General features: G+C 49.5%; 14 protein-coding genes. All 14 read left to right on the top strand.

Going from position 1 to position 15467, the window contains the following annotated elements; genetic code table 11:
* Window positions 1–262 precede the first annotated feature (262 nt).
* A complete protein-coding gene (locus IOQ59_RS18970) occupies window positions 263–1186 on the top strand; it encodes a sensor domain-containing diguanylate cyclase (protein ID WP_193955042.1) in 924 nt (307 codons plus the stop codon).
* A gap of 195 nt (window positions 1187–1381) precedes the next feature.
* On the top strand, window positions 1382–2308 hold the full coding sequence (locus IOQ59_RS18965) for a 1-aminocyclopropane-1-carboxylate deaminase/D-cysteine desulfhydrase (protein WP_193955041.1): 927 nt from the start codon (window positions 1382–1384) through the stop codon (window positions 2306–2308).
* A gap of 43 nt (window positions 2309–2351) precedes the next feature.
* Window positions 2352–3233 (top strand): NAD(+) kinase, encoded by an 882-nt coding sequence (locus IOQ59_RS18960; protein WP_193955040.1) that lies wholly within the window; start codon window positions 2352–2354, stop codon window positions 3231–3233.
* Between the two features lies 1 nt (window position 3234).
* A complete protein-coding gene (locus IOQ59_RS18955; RefSeq protein WP_193955039.1) occupies window positions 3235–4203 on the top strand; it encodes a metallophosphoesterase in 969 nt (322 codons plus the stop codon).
* Between the two features lie 33 nt (window positions 4204–4236).
* Window positions 4237–5097, top strand: a complete 861-nt coding sequence (locus IOQ59_RS18950; protein WP_193955038.1) for a rhomboid family intramembrane serine protease — start codon at window positions 4237–4239, stop codon at window positions 5095–5097.
* 71 nt (window positions 5098–5168) lie between these two features.
* Window positions 5169–5438: a YeaC family protein gene (locus IOQ59_RS18945; RefSeq protein ID WP_193955037.1), complete on the top strand. Its 270-nt coding sequence runs from the start codon at window positions 5169–5171 to the stop codon at window positions 5436–5438.
* Between the two features lie 42 nt (window positions 5439–5480).
* Complete coding sequence (locus tag IOQ59_RS18940; RefSeq protein ID WP_228051022.1) at window positions 5481–6275, top strand: DUF2797 domain-containing protein; 795 nt, start codon at window positions 5481–5483, stop codon at window positions 6273–6275.
* A 16-nt stretch (window positions 6276–6291) separates the two neighbouring features.
* Entirely contained in the window at window positions 6292–8919 is a 2628-nt protein-coding gene (pepN, locus tag IOQ59_RS18935) for an aminopeptidase N (protein WP_193955035.1), read from the top strand.
* Window positions 8920–9004: 85 nt separating this feature from the next.
* Window positions 9005–9391, top strand: a complete 387-nt coding sequence (locus IOQ59_RS18930; protein ID WP_193955034.1) for a hypothetical protein — start codon at window positions 9005–9007, stop codon at window positions 9389–9391.
* 38 nt (window positions 9392–9429) lie between these two features.
* Complete coding sequence (locus IOQ59_RS18925; protein WP_193955033.1) at window positions 9430–10260, top strand: AlbA family DNA-binding domain-containing protein; 831 nt, start codon at window positions 9430–9432, stop codon at window positions 10258–10260.
* A 1-nt stretch (window position 10261) separates the two neighbouring features.
* Window positions 10262–10861, top strand: a complete 600-nt coding sequence (locus tag IOQ59_RS18920) for an HAD family hydrolase (RefSeq protein ID WP_371871897.1) — start codon at window positions 10262–10264, stop codon at window positions 10859–10861.
* Between the two features lie 233 nt (window positions 10862–11094).
* Window positions 11095–13383 (top strand): TonB-dependent receptor, encoded by a 2289-nt coding sequence (locus IOQ59_RS18915; RefSeq protein WP_228051021.1) that lies wholly within the window; start codon window positions 11095–11097, stop codon window positions 13381–13383.
* Between the two features lie 36 nt (window positions 13384–13419).
* Entirely contained in the window at window positions 13420–14319 is a 900-nt protein-coding gene (locus IOQ59_RS18910; RefSeq protein ID WP_193955032.1) for an energy transducer TonB, read from the top strand.
* 343 nt (window positions 14320–14662) lie between these two features.
* A complete protein-coding gene (locus tag IOQ59_RS18905) occupies window positions 14663–15448 on the top strand; it encodes a TIGR01458 family HAD-type hydrolase (RefSeq protein ID WP_371871896.1) in 786 nt (261 codons plus the stop codon).
* The last annotated feature ends 19 nt before the right edge of the window (window positions 15449–15467 follow it).

Genomic DNA, 15467 nt, shown 5'->3' with positions numbered 1-15467 from the left:
CGTATAGCTCAGTTGGGAGAGCGTCTGCCTTACAAGCAGAATGTCGGCAGTTCGAGCCTGTCTACGCCCACCACTAACCTCCTCGTATTTCTCTTCAGCATATTTTCGTTTTAAAAACATCTAGATAGTCCCTACTCTTCGGTTGTGATTTTGATTTAATCGCAGTAGTCTCGATATTCCTGTACTTGTTGGTATGTCACGTTCCGGTGGCGAGGTTATCCACAAGGCGTGTGACGCGATGTGCTCTTTGGTGTTTTAGATCATGAAAAAGATTGATAGTCGTACTCTCGTTAGCTTGTGTCCCGACCCCATCATTGGTGTCGATGCCGGTGGCTTAATTAATCTGTTTAATGCCGCGGCGCAAAGGCTGTTGGGGTACAACAGTGAAGAGGTCATTGGGCGTCTGCATATCTCAGAGATCTACACCAGTCTTGATCATGCGAAAGAGATTAAGCGGCTGATCCAGAGTAATGACTTTGGTGAGTGCGGTTTTGTCGAAGGTTATGAAACCGTTTTAAAAAGTGCGCTCGGTCAGGAAATTCCTATTCGGTTATCGGCATCATTGCTCGAAGAGCATGACGGTGGGGGAAGTGTTGGATTCTTCCATGATATGAGCGAACGAAAACGCCTGGAAGAGAAACTGAAGAAACAGTCGATCACCGACGAGCTAACCGGGTTGTACAATCAGCGCCATTTCTATGGCGTGTTATCGGTAGAGATGGATCGGGCTGAGCGCTATCAGTCTCCGTTGAGCCTGATTTGTGTGGATTTAGATAACCTCAAGCAAGTGAATGATCAGCTGGGGCATCTCGAAGGCGACCGCATTTTGAGAGATGTTAGTCGTGCACTTCGAGAATGCAGCCGCAGTGTAGATGCGTGTTTTCGCTATGGCGGAGATGAATTTATGGTTTTGCTGCCGCAAACGGACTGTATCGAGTCGGCACAGCTGGCTGAACGTATTCGTATGCGTTTTAACGAAATTTCACGGTACAGCATAGACCTGGGTAATACCGTTGTGATCAACGCTTCACTAAGTTTGGGCGTGACGGATACACTGGCTCTTGAAGATGTAGATCATTTTATTCAGCGCGCAGATTTGGCGATGTATGAGGCAAAGAACGCTGGGGGAAATCGGACAATGATGATTAAGCGTCAGGTCGCAGATAAGGTAGAGGCAGAGGTGTAACGCGAAGGTCACATCTCTGTAGCGTCATCGAAAAAATCATCATCGTCATAGTCTTCGTTCAGTATTTCCAGTAGCTCTTCAGTGTAGTCTTCCATTGCTCTTTCCTTTCGTGTTTGATTTTGCATAACAGTATGAGTTTAAAGTTACAGCTGTGTGACGTTGAGCTGCGTCTACTATTCTTTTGGGCTTCTTTCCATGTCGTATATTGATCCAAACCAGTCAATGCGCCTTGATCAGGTCAAGCTGCCGGTTTGTGCTGAGCAGGGGATCTCTCTGTATCTGCTTCGTATGGATTTAATTCACCCGCAAGTCAGTGGCAATAAGTGGTTTAAGCTGCGCCAAAACCTATTGGAAGCTAAAGCTTCAGATTGTGAACGTGTGATCAGTTTTGGTGGGGCATATTCCAACCATTTGCATGCTCTGGCCTGGGCGGGCCATGAAATGGGTATTCAGACGTTGGGTATCGTACGTGGAGAGCCTGAATACGCGGGCAATCCAACGTTGAGTGACGCTCAGCGCTGGGGTATGACGCTAAAATTTGTCAGTCGAAGTGAATACCGTCTCCGGGAGGATATTCTCTACCACAAAGCACTATGTTCAACCTATCCCGGTTCGCGCATAGTCCCCGAGGGCGGTAGTAATGCACTCGCGGTAAGAGGTTTTTCTGATCTGTTTGATCATGACTGCTGGCGCGTACTGCCGGAGCCTGATCTGTTGGTGTCTGCGTGTGGTACCGGTGGAACCTTGGCCGGGCTCATTGCGGCTAAACCCGCAGTGACTGACGTTTTGGGGATCCCCGTGCTTAAAGGTGGAGGTTTTCTGAAGCATGATGTTCAGTCTCTGTTGGCAGCAGTTGAAGCTGGCTCCGTCTCAAACTGGCAGTTGGATCTCGACGGCCATGAGGGGGGGTATGCCAAACTCAGTGCAGAGCTCATTGAGTTTATGCATCAATTTGAAATGCAGACAAAAATTGAGCTAGATCCTGTTTACACCGGTAAGATGATGTTTCGCTTACATAAACTGATTGCTCAAGGTAAATTCAGCCGCGGAACTAAAATCGTTGCAATTCATACGGGTGGATTGCAGGGACGACGAGGTTTTCTTGAGCGTGGTCTTTTATAATAGCGTCTGTGGGCATCTATAACGGGACAACATTGGAGAACAAATGGATTACTTTCGTAATGTCGGTCTGATCGGACGTCTGGGTAGCAAACAGGTGATCGATACCATGAAGCATCTGATTCGCTTTCTGGGTGACCGCGGAATTACCTGTGTTCTGGATCAAAAAATTGCTGAAGTGATGCCAGGTCACGGCCAGCAAGTGAGCAAGCAGAAGATGATGGGGGAGATATGCGACCTCGTGATCGTTGTGGGTGGCGACGGCAGCTTGTTGGGTGCTGCGCGCTCATTGGCGTTGTCTCACATCCCTGTTCTGGGTGTAAACCGCGGTAATTTAGGTTTCCTGACTGACATTGCACCGCAGGAGATCGAAGAGAAAGTCGGCGAAGTATTAGAAGGTAAATATACCGTCGAAAGTCGCTTTTTGATCGATGTGACTGTGAAGCGTGATGGTGTTCCTGTGGGAGAAGCGACAGCGTTGAACGACTGCGTACTTCACCCAGGTAAAGCTGCGCGTATGATCCAGTTCGAGCTTTATATCGAAGGGCAGTTTGTTTATACCCAGCGTTCCGATGGCATTATCGTGTCTACGCCGACAGGTTCGACAGCTTATGCACTCTCAGGTGGTGGTCCTATCATGCATCCGAAGCTGGATGCGCTGGTATTAGTGCCGATGTTCCCTCATACCTTGTCTAGTCGTCCGATTGTGGTTGATGGCAACAGCGAGTTGAAGATGGTGATCGGTGAGCAGAACGAAACCTATCCTACAATCTCTTGTGATGGTCAGAACCACATTAACTGTGCACCGGGCGATACAATTACCATTCATAAGAAGCCTCATAAACTCAAGCTTATCCACCCGCTGAACTACGATTTCTATAGCACCTGCCGTGAAAAACTCGGGTGGGGTACGAAGCTGGGAGACTGATGTGACGGAGCAGTGGCGAGGATATGATCTGATTGGTGACGTGCATGGATGTGCATTGAGCCTGCAGATGTTGTTGGAAAAACTTGGCTACAGCAAGCAAGGAGGCGTATATCGTCATCCTGAGAGGAAAGTGATTTTTCTTGGGGATATTGTGGATCGTGGTCCACGCATTCGTGAATCACTGCACATTGTGCGTGATATGGTCGATGCTGGTAGTGCCCATATCGTGATGGGAAACCACGAGTATAACTATCTCTGTTATCTGACACCGGGACGGCCGGGCTCGGGGATGCCGTATCTGCGTGAACATACCGCGCGCCATCGGCGCATTCTCAATGAGACATTGGAGCAGTTTGCGAACTACCCACAGGAGCAAACAGAGTTCTTGCAGTGGATGCGGGAAATGCCCTTGTTTATGGAGTTCGATGCCTTCAGGGTGGTCCATGCGTGCTGGCATCAGCCACTGATCGATCGTTTTCTGGAGCAGTACCCGGATCAGGTATTGACGGATGATTTCATGCACCGTTCTGGTCAGCAGGGCAGCATGGAGTGGACGTTGATGGATCGTTTACTGCGTGGCACGCATCTTCGCATGCCAAACGGTGAGGTGATGATCAGCAAGGATGGATTTAAACGGAGTTTCTTCCGCACTAAATTCTGGGCGCAAAGTCCGTATTATTATGCGGATGTGGTGTTCCAGCCTGATCCGCTGCCGACCCATGTTGCGCGAATGGTACTCAATGAGCAGGATCATGATGATCTGATGCACTATAGTCTGGATGAGAAACCATTATTTATCGGTCACTACTGGCGTGATGGCGAACCTGCTCCCATTACCAGCAATATCGCATGCTTGGATTACAGTGCGGTGAAGTTTGGTAAATTGGTTGCCTACCGATACGATGGCGAAGCAGAATTACGCAAAGATAAATTTATCTGGGTTGATGTACGCAAGGAAATCTTCGAATAGGGGACCTGCCATCAGTCCCTTGAAGAGGTCGCCATGATAAAAGTGTTAGAGGTCCCGTTGTCTGAGGACCTCTCTGAGTTCGCCGAATTTCTTTGGATGAACGAAATCCCCCATCGTATTCTTGAGCGTGACCAGCAACAGCAGTTGTGGGTCGCTCCCAGCATTGATTCGGAAAAAATTGCGGCCCTGTTTCAGATGTGGAAAGAGGGTGCTGACCTGCGCAAGATTAAAGTCGGCCACGCCCAGCCTAAAACAGGCATTTCAGCGGTTGGTCTGCCACAGATCTGGTTAACCGTCTCTCTTATTTTACTCAGCCTGGGAATTACTTTTTTGATAGGCATGGGAGAGAATTTCGAGTATTTCCGGCTGTTTACCATGACCGATATTGTTGAAAGAAACGGTAAACTGGTCACTACCAGCCTTTCTTATACGTTCACCAACGGTGAATGGTGGCGCTTGATTACCCCTGTCTTTATCCACTTCAGTGTATTGCATATCATCTTTAATCTGCTCTGGGTCTGGATCGTTGGCAGCAAAATTGAGTACTTTCAGGGCCGCTGGGCGCTCGCAGGTCTGGTTTTGTTCTCTGGTATATCGTCCAATTTGGCACAGTTCTATATCAGCGGACCGCTGTTTGGTGGCATGTCAGGCGTTGTATTTGCTCTATTGGGATATGCCTGGTTATGGGACCGGCGGAACCCGTCCAACGCGATCGGCCTACCTCCGGCGTTGCTGGGTTTTATGGTCGTCTGGTTAGTTCTGGGGTATAGCGGATTACTCGAAGGTATGGGGCTAGGTGCGATTGCGAATACAGCCCATTTGGCGGGTTTGATTGCTGGCTTTGTGTTTGTACCCTTCGGGGAAATGGTTGCTCGCCCAAGGCGGAAGTCCTGACTTGAGCTCAGTTAAGTGACAATGAATGGGATATGGTAAACTGCGCCCATTGGCAACAGGAGTATCATGAGATGACCTATGAAGAACTGATTGCAGCGATGACGCCTGAGATGCATGTGTCGCTGAAACAGGCGGTAGAGTTGGGTAAGTGGCCTGATGGGCGACGCCTGAGTAGTGAGCAGCGTGATATCTGCATGCGTGCAGTCATCGCTTATGATATGGAAAAACTTCCACCGGAAGCGCGTACGGGGTTTATTGACCGTACAAAGAAAGACGGTTCTCAGCATGGTGCTGATCCATTGGAACCACAAACGCTAAAAATCCTTTCTGACGCGGATTGATCCCTTCTTATGCAAGAGCTGGCACGTGGCGTTTTGCAAAAAATGCGCACTGAACTTGCCGACACAGTGCAGTACCGTTTGCCATTGGGTGATGAAGAAGTCCCAATGAACGAGCTGATCGGTAAGCCGATCTCACTGCAGTATCTGGGTGCTATCAATTGCACTCATTGTGGTCGGAAAACGAAAAAGAGCTTTAGTCAGGGATACTGCTATCCCTGTTTTACCAAACTCCCACAATGTGACCGTTGTATGGTGAGCCCGGAAACCTGTCACTTTCATGAAGGGACTTGTCGCGATCCTGCTTGGGGTGAACGTACCTGTTTTGCGGATCACTATGTGTATCTGGCGAACTCTTCTGGTGTAAAGGTAGGGATCACACGAGGTACTCAGGTTCCGACTCGTTGGCTGGATCAGGGGGCTATTCAGGCTTTACCTATTCTGAAAGTCTCAACGCGTCAGCAATCGGGTTTTGTTGAACGTCTGCTAGGTGAGCATGTTGCCGATAAAACCAATTGGCGGGCAATGCTCAAAGGGCAGGTTGACCCACTGGATCTTGCGGTAGAGCGAGACAAGTTGTTTGAACTCTGTGCTGAGGGATTGTCCGAGCTTGAGCAGCAATATGGTATTCAAGCGATACAACGTTTACCTGAGGCTGATCAGATCGAAATCAACTACCCGGTTATGAACTATCCTCAGAAGGTATCGACCTTCAATTTTGATAAAACACCTGAAGTGAGCGGTGTGCTCCAGGGTATTAAGGGGCAGTATCTGATCCTTGATGGTGGGGTTATCAATATTCGCAAATTCACAGCCTATCAGGTTGCGTTTAGTGCCTGATAATGGAAGTCAGAAGATGTCTCAGGAACTTAATGAAATTTTTCTCAAAGACTATCAGGCACCACGTTACCTGATAGAAAGCACTGATATGCACTTTGAGCTGCATGAGCAGGATACACTGGTCCGTACCCGGATGCAGGTGACGGCTAATGTTGATGGTGGCGCAGGTGCTGCATTTGAGTTGTTTGGTCATGAAGATGTGGAACTATGTCGCATTGCTATCAATGATCAGGTGCTGTCGGAAAAGGACTATCAGCGACAAGGTGAAAAGCTGATTGTCAAAAGTGTTCCAGCCTCCTTTTTATGTGAAACCCTGACGCGTATTCAGCCACAAGATAATACAGCGCTGGAAGGGTTGTATAAGTCGGACGGGATGTTCTGTACACAGTGTGAAGCCGAAGGCTTCCGCCGGATTACCTTTTACCCGGACCGCCCTGATGTGATGTCGGTGTTCCGTACAACGGTAGAAGCGGACAAAGCGCTGTATCCGGTGTTGTTGTCGAATGGTAACCCGGTGGAGCAGGGTGAGAGTGATGATGGCCGTCACTGGATCACATGGGAAGATCCATTCCCTAAGCCAGCTTATTTGTTTGCGTTGGTCGCGGGTGATCTGGAGTACATCGAAGACAGCTACCCCACGATGTCTGATCGCGATGTAAAACTGCTGATCTACGGTGAAGCGAAGGATCTCGATAAGCTCGAATACGCGATGGCCTCTCTGAAGAATGCAATGCGTTGGGATGAAGAGGTATACGGGCGCGAATACGATCTCGATATCTATATGATCGTTGCCGTTGATTTCTTCAACATGGGAGCGATGGAGAACAAAGGGCTCAATATCTTTAATACGTCCTGTGTTCTGGCGCACCCTAAAACAACAACTGATGCGGGCTTCCAGCGGGTTGAAGGCGTTGTTGCACACGAATATTTTCACAACTGGTCGGGTAACCGTGTGACCTGCCGTGATTGGTTCCAGCTGAGCTTGAAAGAGGGCTTTACGGTTTTCCGTGATGCTGAGTTCTCTGCTGATATGAATTCCCGCACCGTTAAGCGTGTAGAAGATGTGGCCTTGTTGCGTACCGCTCAGTTTGCTGAAGATGCGGGACCTATGGCGCATCCGATTCGTCCGGCTTCTTTTATCGAGATCTCTAATTTCTACACCCTGACGATTTATGAAAAAGGTGCAGAAGTTGTGCGGATGATCCACACGCTGTTAGGGGAAGAGCAGTTTCGAGCCGGTAGTGATCTCTACTTTGAGCGCCACGACGGTCAGGCTGTAACGACTGATGATTTTGTGGCGGCGATGGAAGACGCATCGGGCCGTGATCTCAGTCAGTTCCGCCTCTGGTACAGTCAGGCGGGAACGCCTGAACTGAAGTTTAGCGATGAATATGATCCGCAGGCACATCGCTATGTTTTGCATGTTCAGCAGAGCTGCCCGGCAAGCCCTGGGCAAGCGACTAAAGAGCCTATGCATATCCCACTAGCGATGGGTCTACTCGATCAGCAGGGCAATGATTTAACGCTGGTGAATGGCGAGACAACATTGGTATTGGATGTGACCGAAGCGGAGCAAAGCTTCACGTTCGAAAATATCCAGTCCCGTCCTGTTCCATCGTTACTGCGAGGTTTCTCTGCACCGGTTAAATCGCACTATCCATACCAGCGTGATGAACTGGTGTTCCTGATGGCGAATGACAGCGATGGTTTCTCTCGCTGGGATGCGGCACAGAAGCTGGCTGTGGATATCATGCAATCGTTGATTCACGACCATCAGAATGGCGTGGCGCTGACGTTAGATCCGCGTTTGGTTGATGCATTCCGCGCGATTCTGGAAGACAGTACGTTGGACAAAGCGATGGTGGCGAAGGTTCTGACGTTACCAAGCGAAGCGTATTTGAGTGAACTGGCAACCGAAATAGATGTGGACGCGATTCATCATGTCCGTAACTTTGTGCGTAAAGAATTAGCACAAGGACTGGAGTCGATACTGCTGTCTGTTTATGAAGCCTGTGAGCTGGCTGGTGAGTATTCACCTGATGCTGCTTCGATTGCCCGTCGTAGCCTGAGAAACCTGTGCCTGTCGTATCTGATGGCGACTGAAGAGGCGCGCTATCTGGCGTTGGCTGAAGAGCAGTATGTTAACGCAGATAACATGACGGATCAGTCTGCGGCGTTGTCCATGGTTGCACACTCCCGGTTTAAGCAGGCCGCGCACAAGTTACTTGAGCGTTTTTATAAGCAGTGGCAGGATGAAGCACTGGTGGTAAATCAGTGGTTTGCGATCCAGGCAACGAATCCTGAACCTGGAACTTTAGCTGATGTTGAAGCTCTGATGCAGCATCCTGCTTTTGATATGAAAAATCCGAATAAACTTCGTGCATTACTGGGTGGATTCTGCGGCCAGAATGCGATTAACTTCCATATGGCGGATGGCAGTGGTTACCGATTCTTGGGTGACCGTATTCTCGAACTGAATAAGCAAAATCCGCAGGTGGCATCCCGGATGCTGACACCGCTGACGCGCTGGAAGAAATATGGTGAAGCGCGACAGCAACAGATGAAGGCTCAACTTCAGCGCATTCTTGATAGCGATGGGCTGTCTAAGGATGTTTATGAAGTAGTGAGCAAAAGTCTGGCTTAACTGAAACCTTACTTTAGTCGGGAAGACGCTACTTCCCGGCTTGGTTATACTCAATTTAAAACAATTACATTCGCAAGGATGGACAATGGAACACACTCTTTCGGCGTCAGATAAATACGAAATCCAACAGAATTTTCGTCGTTATATTCGTTTAAAAGAGCGCTTCGACACTGCTCGTGGTGCTTACGTAACATCCCGTGCCAGCAAGGTGTGGGTCGCTGGTGTTGTGGCTTTACTTTTTGCACTGGCGTCTAACTTCTTCCTGGGAGTTGCGACGGGTTTATTCGCTGTCTACTTCTACTCAATGGTACGCAGCTGGATGCAAATTAGTGAATCAGAAGAAGGCGTAGAAGAGCTGGATCGTTGGTTCTCTGGCAAGAAACTGAAGTTTGAAGGCAGCATTCTGTACTTCAGCAATGATCAGTTGCTGGAAAATCCTCTCGATCCTTTCGATGAAGATTGCTATCAGTAAATAAGTACTGGTAGAGCCTGTCCGTCAGGAGGCTCTGCATGCACAGGCACACTAAACCCGGTATTCAGAAAGAATACCGGGGACTCAGTCGGCGTACCTTGTCTCTGTTGCAAGTTTCAGAAGGCATGAACGTCGACTTTAAACGCGATGTCAGTGGCATTAAAAGCCGTGATCTTGTGGCCTTTGCCAATACGCCGCTGGGCGGCACTATTCTTGTTGGTGTAGATGAATATACTGATGTGGAAGGTGTTCAGCGTGGCGAAGTGGTGGGCTGTGAGGTCGACGACAATGCGCGACTGGTTATTGTAAACAAAGCAACCGACTGCTTTCCGACGGTAGAGTTGGGTATTTTCGTGGAGAATATTGCCCGAAAACCGATTCTGCGTATCGAAATCCCCCCCGGACATTACAAACCCTACTGCACCCAGCGGGGCGAATACTGTATTCGCTCAGATGCGCGCGTGCGTGCATTATTCCCCGATGAATTGCTGGCGATCTTTATGGATCGAGAAGGTGAGCAGTTTATTTCCCGTTTTCACGATGCTGTCCATCAATTGGAACAGCAGGTCGGTTCTATCCGCCATGTGTTAAGTGCAGGTATGCTGGATGTCAGTGATCATATTCATGATCTGGATGACCAGCTGCGAAGGACGCTAAACCGTATTGGTCGGTTAACCGACAGCAATAAGAAGCGCTCGCGGGATCTGTTGCAGGTATTGAAAGAAAGTCGTGACAGTCTAATGACACTGGAGCAGCTGATACTTTCGGGCAAAGCCAACGGAGAGCGTTTGGATATGCTTGAGGAGATTCATAGCAATCTTGGTATGCTGGTTGAGAACCTTGATATAGAAAACAACGAGGATACCTGACGTGTTATCACTGCCAGATCGCAGGGCCTGGATTTTTGATCTTGACGGCACGCTGACGCAACCGGTGCATGATTTTCTACATATCAGGCAGGAGTTGGGTATCGCACCCGATCAGGATATTCTGGCAACCATTGCAGCCCGTCCATCCTCTGAACGAGAGGAGATGATGGTTCGGCTGGATGAGCTTGAGCATCTCTATGCCGCTCGGGCAAAGCCGGCACCGGGCGTTCTTGAGCTGCTGGAGTTTTTAGCGGTTAATCGGTGTGATATGGGTATTCTTACCCGCAATACTCAGAGTATTGCTATTGCATCATTAGCGGCTATTGGGGCGGAACATTTTTTCATTCATGACCGGATTATCGGACGTGATGAAGCACGACCAAAACCCGATACACAGGGTATTACGTTGCTACTGAATAGCTGGCAACGAATGCCGGATGAAGCCGTAATGGTGGGTGATTTTCGCTATGATCTGGAAACGGGTCGTGCAGCAGGCACCTTTACGATTCATGTTGATGATCGTGATCGCCACTGGCCGGAACTCACTGACCTGCGTGTATCGTCCCTTCAGGCACTGACTCACCATCTGAAAAACGCTTAAATTGCTGCTTCGGGAATATTTCCCGGCAGCTACTTCCTGTTTTCCCTAGAATTTTACCGACTGTCGTATGCGTGTGCTTTGGTATCGATGCTAAAGCGGCATTCATATACTGCTGACCGTAGAAATGTTAACCATTGGAGTCTTCGGCAAACTTATTTCATGACACTTTTATTGCAGCTGTGTCCGATCCGTTGCAATCAGAGTTAAAATAATAAGAGCCGGAGAACGCTTCTATGAAACGCACACTTTTGGTGGTGCCTGTACTGAGCATACTGACAGCACTTAATGCCCATGCCGCCGTGACAGAATTGGAGGGCGTCACTGTTGTTGGTCAAACGCCAATACATGGTACGGGGATTGAGAAAAGCAAACTGGCAGCCTCGGTGCAAAGCGCTAATTCTGATGCAATTCAACAGAGCCAGTCACGTAGCCTAAGTGATTACATGCGTCTGAATTTTAGTGGTATCTCCATTAATGAAGCGCAGAACAACCCCTATCAGCCTGACGTTCAATACCGTGGTTTCACCGCATCTCCTCTGCTGGGCTTACCACAAGGTATGTCGGTATACGTCAACGGTATCCGTTTTAACGAGCCGTTTGGTGATACGGTGAACTGGGATCTGTTGCCGCAAGGTGCGATTGATTCCGTCAATCTATTTGCCGGTTCTAACCCCGTATTTGGTCAGAACACGTTGGGTGGCGCGCTCTCTCTGCGGCTTAAAAATGGTTTTGATCATCAAGGTAATGAAGTAGAAGCGTTGGTGAGTGAACATGGCCGCCGTAATGTGCAGTTCAGCAGCGCAGGAAATGACGGTCGTTTCGGATACTTCGTGATTGGTAATTACGATGAGGAAGATGGCTGGCGTGATTTTTCTCCGTCTGATGTGCGGCAGTTGTTATCTACATTGAGCTGGCGTGGGGACGACAGCAGCCTGGATCTGACGCTGGCAGCAAATGACAACAAGCTTCTGGGTAACGGTGCGTCCCCAATCGACCTGTTAGATCAGTTTGGTCGTGAGCAGGTGTTTACCCATCCCGATCAGACCGAAACAAAGCTCAAACTGCTTGCGCTGAGTGGTGACCGTTGGTTGGATGATAATACTCAGTTGGCCGGCAACCTTTACTACCGCAAGAACGAAGTAGCGACCTTTAACGGGGATGATACTGACTTTGAAGCTTGTGAAGATGCGGCGAATGCAGGTTTTCTCTGCGAGGAAGATGGTGCCGAAGAAGAGATTGTTGAAGACCTAAATGGCAATAATGTCACCGCAACGATCAATGGTGAAGAGCCTGAAGCCACCAATAACCGAAGCAACACTGATACAGATGCCTTTGGCGGCGCGTTGCAGTTAGCGCTGGAAAATGAACTTGCGGGTTTAGACAATCAGCTGATTGTGGGTTTCAGTTATGACACTGCTCAATCTGATTTTGCTGCGGATACCGAGCTGGCGGAATTGACCAATACCCGAGGTACTGAAGGGCTGGGTGTATATGTTGATGAAGCGCGGGTGCGTCTGCACTCCGAAGTTGAGCATTACGGTCTGTTTCTGACGGATACGGTTGATCTGACGGACCGCCTCTCTGCCACACTGTCTGGTCGCTACAACTACAGCCGTATCGTGATGGAGGATAATTACGGCACTGAGCTGAACGGTGTACATAGCTTCAGCCGTTTCAATCCTGCAGCGGGTTTGGCTTATACGCTGGATGATGGCATGAGCGTTTACGGTAGCTACTCTGAAAGTTCACGTGCACCGACCCCGGTAGAGTTGAGCTGTGCCGACCCGGATGATCCATGTAAGCTGCCGAATGCCTTTATCTCTGATCCACCGCTGTACCAAGTGGTTGCTAAGAGTTATGAGATGGGTATTCGTGGCGAGTCATCCGACCTGAATTGGAATTTGGGGCTGTTTCACACTACCAATCATGACGATATCTTGTTCATTAATGGCGGTTCTCTGACCAGCGAGGGCTACTTTGACAATGTAGGACGTACCCGTCGTCAGGGTATTGAAGCGGCGTTTGCCAAATCGATGGGTGACTGGCAGTTCAGCGGTAGCTATACCTATTTAGATGCGACTTTCCAAACTGGATTTATCGCCAATAGCCCGAACAATCCGCAGGCTAATGCGAATGGTCAGATTGCAGTCGAGAAGGGAGATCGTATTCCAACTTTACCTCGTCACAACATCAAGCTGGCGGCTGACTGGAATGCTACTCAGGCGCTGGCACTCGGTATGGATGTTCAGTTCAACAGCAGCCAATACTATCGCGGTGACGAAGCCAACCTGAACGAACAAGTGGATGGTTATACGTTGGCAAATCTGCGGGCAACATATAAGGCGAATCCTTCGGTTGAGTTGTTTGCACGGATTGAGAACGTATTTGATAGCGAATACGAGACCTTCGGTGTGTACGGTGAATCTGATGAAGTGTTGGGCGATCAGGGTATCGATGATGATCGCTTTGTTGCACCAGGCAAGCCACGTACTGCCACCGTTGGCATTCGCGCGCGATTCTGACAGGTGGCAGCCCTTCGGTGAAGGGCTTGTATCCCGATGTTACCGTATGATTCAGTAAAGCCGCTTTGTGCCGCGGCTTCATTCTCTATTCTGGCCCACCTGAGCTTTGCGCTGGGCTGGGGCAGCTCGTCTCCGGAGCTCTCAGCCAGAGAGGTTACCACCGAGCAACCTGCTGCACGGGTGGTCCATCATGTTCGGTTAGCTTTTGCACATCCATCCCCACCAGATCTGGATGCGACGGAAGTTATTCCTGAGATCGTGACTTCATCCGGCCCTGATCAGACAGAACCGCCTCGCGAAACAAAGAAGCTTGCAGCGGAACCCAAAGCGGATGTTAGTCTCAAACAGGATGTACAGACTTCGGAGGTTGCCGCCAGGGAAAGTGTTCAGCAAGCTTTACCAAAGCCAAAGCCAAAGCCAAAGCCAAAGCCACAGCCAAAGCCAAAGCCACAGCCACAGCCACAGCCACAGCCACAGCCACAGCCACAGCCACAGCCACAGCCACAGCCAGTTAAGTCACTGGTATCGGTTGAAAAGGTCGTTGCAGAGCAGGCAGAAGCTTTTCATCAGACGATTGATCCCATCGACGCCTCGTCTGTATCGGATTCGCGCTCTATTGATGCGGAGCACGGTGTAGCGAAGCCGGAAGCAGAGCCGATCCGAGTGATCAAAGCGAAGTATCGAGAGGTACCCCGTCCTCCAAAGTACCCGCGTAAAGCTAAGCGTAAGAAGCAACAGGGTGAAGTGTTGTTGCACGCATTGGTTGATCCCCGTGGTGTGACGCTGGAAATAAAGGTTGTGCACGGCAGTGGATTTGAACTGCTCGATAAAGCTGCATTAAAAGCGGCAAAGCACTGGTTATTTGAACCTGCGAAGGAAGGTGGTGTTGCTATCGAGTCCTGGGTCTCAATCCCTGTTATGTTTAAGCTGAACTGAGCGGAGTTGAAACCAGTTCAGTGTCTTTGTGATTCTGGAGGACTGCTGTGTAAAATTACGCCGAATTTTGATTAAGAAATAATCACATTGTTTATCAATGTGTTAGTCCAAAAATAGAAATTTTTCACATTTTTTCGGAACTAATTGCGTTTAGCAGGTACTAACCAAACAGTGAATTTGACTTTCCTTTGCCCGGCACCCCCTTCAGCTGGGTAAATTGTGCGGACCTGTTTGTCCGCACTGTGTTCTAAACCGTCGATTTGGCCCGCCTTGTGCGGGCATTTTTCTGCCTGAAATTCCGCCTACACTATAAGACAGCAAAGTCTCAAGAGATGAATAGACTGTGATCAAAGCGGTACTCATTGATCTTGATGGTGTCATTTATCAGGCAGATCAACCAATCCCCGGCGCTCAGCGTACGCTCGACTGGCTCAAAGCCCGAAGAATCCCGTATCTGTTTGTTACGAATACGACTTCGCGTCCGAGGGACGCCGTTGTTGAGAAGCTTCGCCTCATGGATATTCAGATCAAACCTCAGGAAGTACTTACGCCTGTCGTTGCTGTGGCCGGTTGGCTTAATACTCAGGGGGCAGTAACGATTGCCTCATTTTTACCCAAAACCACCCAGAAAGACCTGAGTCAGTTTGCCCAATGGGCAGGTACAGACGATGGGTGTGTTTCAGCGGTCATTGTGGGGGACTTGGCGGAGGAGTGGAGCTTTGGTGAATTGAATCGAGCCTTTCGGCTGTTGATGTCCAACCCAGATTGCCCGTTGCTTGCGTTAGGGCTGAGTCGTTACTGGCGTTCTGTTCAGGGCTTACAGTTGGATGTAGGACCTTTTGTGAAAGCGTTGGAGTTTGCGACGGGGCGCGCTGCTATTGTGTTCGGGAAGCCTTCCCGTGACTTTTTCCAACAGGCGTTGACTATGCTCGATGTAAAAGCCAGTGAGGCTCTGATGATCGGAGATGATATTCGCGGTGATGTGGGTGGCGCCCAGGCAGCAGGCCTGAAAGCTGCGCTCGTGAAAACCGGCAAGTTTCAGCAGACAGATCTCTCCGGTGATATAGTGCCGGACGGGATCTTGGCGTCGTTTGCAGAGCTGCCGGCGTACTGGAAATCATTGGAATAACCTGAAACCGGAGTCGTTT

This window comes from Pontibacterium sinense, from assembly GCF_015209595.1.
In the GTDB taxonomy this organism is placed as follows: domain Bacteria; phylum Pseudomonadota; class Gammaproteobacteria; order Pseudomonadales; family Balneatricaceae; genus Pontibacterium; species Pontibacterium sinense.
Note: the sequence above shows the minus strand (reverse complement) of the source record. Positions and strands in the feature narration are given on the sequence as shown.

What these genes read in the sequence shown, in the direction of transcription:
- IOQ59_RS18970 (WP_193955042.1), top strand. Translation starts at nt 263, where the DNA reads ATGAAAAAGATTGATAGTCGTACTCTCGTTAGCTTGTGTCCCGACCCC.
- IOQ59_RS18925 (WP_193955033.1), top strand. Translation starts at nt 9,430, where the DNA reads ATGCACAGGCACACTAAACCCGGTATTCAGAAAGAATACCGGGGACTC.
- IOQ59_RS18930 (WP_193955034.1), top strand. Translation starts at nt 9,005, where the DNA reads ATGGAACACACTCTTTCGGCGTCAGATAAATACGAAATCCAACAGAAT.
- IOQ59_RS18945 (WP_193955037.1), top strand. Translation starts at nt 5,169, where the DNA reads ATGACCTATGAAGAACTGATTGCAGCGATGACGCCTGAGATGCATGTG.
- IOQ59_RS18910 (WP_193955032.1), top strand. Translation starts at nt 13,420, where the DNA reads ATGTTACCGTATGATTCAGTAAAGCCGCTTTGTGCCGCGGCTTCATTC.
- IOQ59_RS18960 (WP_193955040.1), top strand. Translation starts at nt 2,352, where the DNA reads ATGGATTACTTTCGTAATGTCGGTCTGATCGGACGTCTGGGTAGCAAA.
- IOQ59_RS18940 (WP_228051022.1), top strand. Translation starts at nt 5,481, where the DNA reads ATGCGCACTGAACTTGCCGACACAGTGCAGTACCGTTTGCCATTGGGT.
- IOQ59_RS18950 (WP_193955038.1), top strand. Translation starts at nt 4,237, where the DNA reads ATGATAAAAGTGTTAGAGGTCCCGTTGTCTGAGGACCTCTCTGAGTTC.
- IOQ59_RS18965 (WP_193955041.1), top strand. Translation starts at nt 1,382, where the DNA reads ATGTCGTATATTGATCCAAACCAGTCAATGCGCCTTGATCAGGTCAAG.
- IOQ59_RS18915 (WP_228051021.1), top strand. Translation starts at nt 11,095, where the DNA reads ATGAAACGCACACTTTTGGTGGTGCCTGTACTGAGCATACTGACAGCA.
- pepN (WP_193955035.1), top strand. Translation starts at nt 6,292, where the DNA reads ATGTCTCAGGAACTTAATGAAATTTTTCTCAAAGACTATCAGGCACCA.